Raw genomic sequence first — 4608 nt, 5'->3', positions numbered from 1 at the left:
GAACGGGTTCCCGGTCCACCTGGACCGGCATGCCCACGAGGCCGACGGGATCGTGGCCGTCAACCGGATCAAGCCCCATGTGGCCTTCCGCGGGAAATGCGAAAGCGGGCTGATGAAGATGCTTGTCATCGGCATGGGCAAGCAGAAGGGCGCCGACATCTGCCACGAGCTGGGGTTCGGCAAGATGGCGGAAAACATCATGGCCTTCGGCCGGGTGACCCTCGCGAAGTCGAACGTCCTGTGCGGCGTGGGGATCGTCGAGAACGCCTACCATGAGACCGCCCGGCTGGAGGTGCTGGCCGGGGCGGAGATCCCGGAACGGGAGCCGGAGCTGCTGGAGGAGGCCTGGCGTCTCTACCCCCGGATCTACTTCGACCGGCTCGACGTACTGATCATCGACGAGATCGGGAAGGACATCAGCGGCACGGGGTTCGACACCAACGTGGTCGGCCGCTACCATACCCCGTACGTCAGCGGCGGCCCGGCGATCACCAAGGTGGCCGTCCTCGACATCACCGATCGGTCGCACGGCAACGCCAACGGGCTGGGCATCCTCGACTTCACCACTCGCAGGGCGTTCGACAAGTTCAGCTTCGAGCACACCTACCCGAACGCGCTCACGTCCACCGTTCCGGCGAGCGTCAAGATCCCGATGGTGCTCAAGAGCGACCGGCAGGCGATCCAGGCGGCGATCAAGACGTGCAACATCCTCGACAAGAAAAGCGTGCGCATGGCCCGGATCCGGAACACCGTGGCCCTGGACGAAATCCAGGTGTCGGAGATCCTCTTGCCGGAGGTGAGAGAGAGCAAGTATCTTGAAGCGGCAAGCGAACCGTTCGACATGCCTTTTGACCGCCGCGGAGGGCTGATCGGCGCTGCGTCGCCGACCGGCGGCCGCGAGGAAGAATATCCCTAGGGAGGAGAGAGCACATGCGGAAGAGAACGCTGCTCGTCGCAATTGCCCTGCTGGCCGTCGTATTCGCCCCGAACGCCTTCGGTGCGGAGGCGGACTACCCGTCGAAGCCCATCACCGCGCTGATCGGTTTTTCCCCCGGCGGCGGGAGCGACGTGGCGCTCTCCATGGTCCGGCCGGGCCTCGAGAAGGTGCTGAAAACCACCATCGTCCCCGTCTACAAGCCGGGCTCCGGCAGCGACATCGGCGCCACGGAACTGGCGATGTCCAAGCCCGACGGCTACACCATCTTCCTCTCCTGCACGCCGTTCATCCCCATCAATGCGTACGTACGGCAGACCAACTACAAGGTCTCCGACATCCAGTTCGTCGCCAACGTCGTGTCGGACTGGGGGCTGCTGGCGGTAAAGGCGGACAGCCCCTACAAGACGCTCGGCGACATCGTCAAGGCCGCCAAGGAAAAGCCGGGGACGGTCACCGTCGGCGTGTCGGCTTCCCCCGGGGACGACTGGTTCGCCATGCAGATGTTCCAGGAAAGCTCCAACGCAAAGTTCAATATCGTCGTGTTCTCGGGGGACGGGCCGTCCTGGCAGGCGGCGATGGCCGGCCACGTCGCCGCCACCGCGAACAACCTGGGGATCGTATACCCCCAGCTCAAGGCAGGCACGCTCCGCGCCCTGGCGATCATGTCCGAAAAGCGGAGCCCCTACCTCCCGGACGTCCCCACCTTCAAGGAGCTGGGGTACGACTTCACCAGCTTCTCGGCGAGGGGAATCTCCATGCCGAAGGGGACGCCCAAGGCCGTCGTCGACAAGTTCGCCGCCGCCGTGAAGCAGGTGATGGACTCCGAGGAGTTCAAGGCGAACGCGGAGAAGACGGCGTTCCCGGCGTATTACCTGGGGCCGGAGCAGTACGGCGCGATGATGCAGAAGCTGGACCAGGCCTATCGGCCCCTGTGGGACAGGTACGGAAAAGCGGCGGCAGGCGGGAAATGACATGAGGAGCGCGGGGGAGGCCGGCAGGCCTCCCCCGCAAGGACCCTTCCGATGAGGAAATACCGCGGAATCCTGTTCCCGGGCGCGATGCTGGCCGCGGGAGCGATCTACGGTTACATGGCCCTGAAGATGCCTTTGGGGAACCTGTCCATGCCCGGCGCCGGTTTCTACCCGACGGTCGTGGGCGCGTTCCTCGTCATATCGGCCCTGGTGTGCCTGTTGCAGGAGCTGCGGTCGCCAGATGCCGTACCGCCGGATACCACACCCTCGGCGGACGGGTCCGCGGCAGCGGGGGGCAGGGTCGGCAGGATGGCGTGGCTGACGGCCCTCATGATCGGCTACATCCTCGCGCTGAAGCCGCTCGGCTACCCCGTTTCCATCGCCGCCTTCCTCGTGGCGGCGACCCGGATCTTCGGCGCCCGCAACTGGGCGGTCGCGGCGATCGTGGCCGTGGTCCTTTCCGTCGTTTCCTATTTCGCATTCATCGTCTGGCTGAAGGTTCCCTTGCCTCTCGGGATACTCGACGGGATCCTGGGGTAGGAGCGGCAAGCGTGGATACCTTCCAAGGTCTGCTGACCGGGTTTTCGGTGGCACTGAGCCCCCTGAACCTCCTCTTCGGGTTCCTGGGGGCGGTGGTCGGGACGGTCATCGGTATCCTGCCGGGGCTCGGGCCCCTCGGGACCATGGCGCTCCTCCTGTCGCTCACGTACGGGCTCGAGCCGACGGCGGGCATGATCCTCTTCGCAGGCATCTACTTCGGGGCGATGTACGGCGGCTCGACGACGTCGATCCTCCTGAACATCCCAGGGGAGGCGGCGTCCGTCGTCACCGTGATAGAGGGCTACCAGATGGCCCGCCGCGGCCGCGCGGGGGCCGCCCTGGCCGTCGCGGCCATCGGTTCGTTCGTCGCCGGGACGATCAGCCTGGTCGGCCTGAGCTTCCTCGCCCCGACGCTGGCAAGGGCCGCCCTGAAGTTCGGGCCGGCGGAATATTTCGCCGTGGCGTTCGTCGGGCTCCTGGTGATGACCCGGTTGACGGGGGGGAGGCTCACGCGGTCGCTGATGCTGATCGCCTTCGGGCTGGCGCTCGGCACGGTGGGCATGGAAACCCTGGCCGGCTACATGCGCTACACCTTCGGGCAGCCCCTGCTCGCCCAGGGGATCGATTTCCTCCCCGTCGCAATGGGGCTGTTCGGCATCTCCGAGGTGCTCGTCACGGCGGAGGAACGGCAGCGGAACATGCGGATGCAGCACGTGGGGTTCAGGGAACTGTGGCCGACGCTCGTCGAGTGGAAGCGGTCGGCGTGGCCGATGATCCGGGGATCCTTCATAGGCTTCTTCGTCGGGCTGATCCCCGGCCCGTCGCCGATCATCTCCACGATGGTCTCCTACGCGGTCGAGAAGAAGGTCGACAAGCACGGGGAGTTCGGGAGCGGAGCCATCGAGGGGGTCGCCGGGCCGGAAGCGGCGAACAACGCGTCGGTGGGGGCCGCCTACGTCCCCCTGATGGCGCTGGGGATTCCCTTCACCCCGGCGATGGCGGTGGTCATGGCGGTCCTGCTGATCCACGGCATCAATCCCGGCCCCTTGCTGATGACCCAGAAGCCGGACCTATTCTGGGGCGTGATCGCCAGCATGTACATCGGAAATTTCATGCTGCTCGTCTTCAACCTGCCCCTGGTGGGAGTGTTCGCGAGCATCATCCGAATCCCTCTCTTCATCCTCATGCCGTCCGTAATGCTCCTGTGCCTGGTGGGCGTCTACTCTGTCAACAACTCGCTTCTCGACATCTGGCTGATGGTCGGCTTCGGCCTGCTGGGCTATTTCCTGCGCCGACTCCGGTACGACCTGGCGCCCCTGGTCCTTGCGATGGTCCTCGGCCCGATGATGGAACGGAGCTTCCGGGAGGCGATGATGATCAACCGGGGCGACCTGACGGTGTTCCTGACCCGCCCCATCTCGGCGACGATCCTTGCGGTCGGGGCGTTCGCCCTGGTGGTCCCGTCGCTGATCGCATGGATCTGGCCGCGCGTGACGAGCAAATCGGGCGAGGCCGTGCCCGGCTCCTGAGATTCCCGCGGACGGTCAGAACGCCGGCGTCAGGACCCTGCCGTCCCTGAAGAACGCCTCCAGGTTCGCAAGGACGAGATCCTCCATCGCCTTCCGCGTCTCGAACGTCCCGCTTCCGACGTGCGGCGTCAGGACGACGTTTTCCCGGCGGAGCAGCCCGTCGGGGACGTTCGGCTCGTCGACGAATACGTCCAGGCCGGCGCCGGCGATGGTCCCGTCCGCGAGGGCGCGGACAAGGGCCTCCTGATCGACCACCGTCCCCCGCGATACGTTGACGAGGAAGCCCCCGGGGCCCAGTGCCTCCAGGACGGACGACGAGACCAGGCGGTCCGTCGAAGGCCCTCCCGGGACCGCCACGACCAGGAAATCGGCCCAGCGGGCCAGTTCCTCCAGCGAGGGTTCGAATCCGTACGGGACGCCCTCTGCCGGCTTCCGGTTGGTGTAGCGGACTTCCATGGCGAAACCCGCCGCCCTTCCGGCGACGGCGCGCCCGATCTCCCCGAGGCCGACGATGCCCAGCCGCTTCGCGCTGACGTGGGTGGTCAGCGGGAATCTTCCCGACGTCCAGCGGCCTTCCCGCACGAACCGGTCCGAGGCGGAGATCCCCCGCGCCGCGTCGATCAGCAGGCCA

5 protein-coding genes are annotated in these 4608 nt (G+C 66.4%); 4 read left to right on the top strand and 1 reads right to left on the bottom strand.

Annotated elements, in window-relative coordinates:
- From AB1346_10265 to AB1346_10250, 4 genes are all read left to right on the top strand, one after another.
- Positions 1-916, top strand: a 916-nt coding sequence (locus AB1346_10265) for a hypothetical protein (GenBank protein ID MEW6720820.1), incomplete at its 5' end; no start/stop codon positions are given.
- A 14-nt stretch (positions 917-930) separates the two neighbouring features.
- The gene (locus tag AB1346_10260; GenBank protein ID MEW6720819.1) at positions 931-1908 is read left to right on the top strand and encodes a tripartite tricarboxylate transporter substrate binding protein; all 978 of its coding nucleotides are present in this window, start codon (positions 931-933) and stop codon (positions 1906-1908) included.
- 51 nt (positions 1909-1959) lie between these two features.
- Entirely contained in the window at positions 1960-2448 is a 489-nt protein-coding gene (locus tag AB1346_10255; protein MEW6720818.1) for a tripartite tricarboxylate transporter TctB family protein, read from the top strand.
- Positions 2449-2459: 11 nt separating this feature from the next.
- Positions 2460-3977, top strand: coding sequence for a tripartite tricarboxylate transporter permease (locus AB1346_10250; GenBank protein MEW6720817.1), 1518 nt, complete (start codon positions 2460-2462; stop codon positions 3975-3977).
- A 15-nt stretch (positions 3978-3992) separates the two neighbouring features.
- Here AB1346_10250 and AB1346_10245 read toward each other — a convergent pair.
- A partial coding sequence (locus tag AB1346_10245; GenBank protein ID MEW6720816.1) for an NAD(P)-dependent oxidoreductase occupies positions 3993-4608 on the bottom strand: 616 nt, incomplete at its 5' end.

The organism is Thermodesulfobacteriota bacterium (assembly GCA_040758155.1).
GTDB lineage: Bacteria > Desulfobacterota > Deferrimicrobia > Deferrimicrobiales > Deferrimicrobiaceae > UBA2219.
Note: the sequence above shows the minus strand (reverse complement) of the source record. Positions and strands in the feature narration are given on the sequence as shown.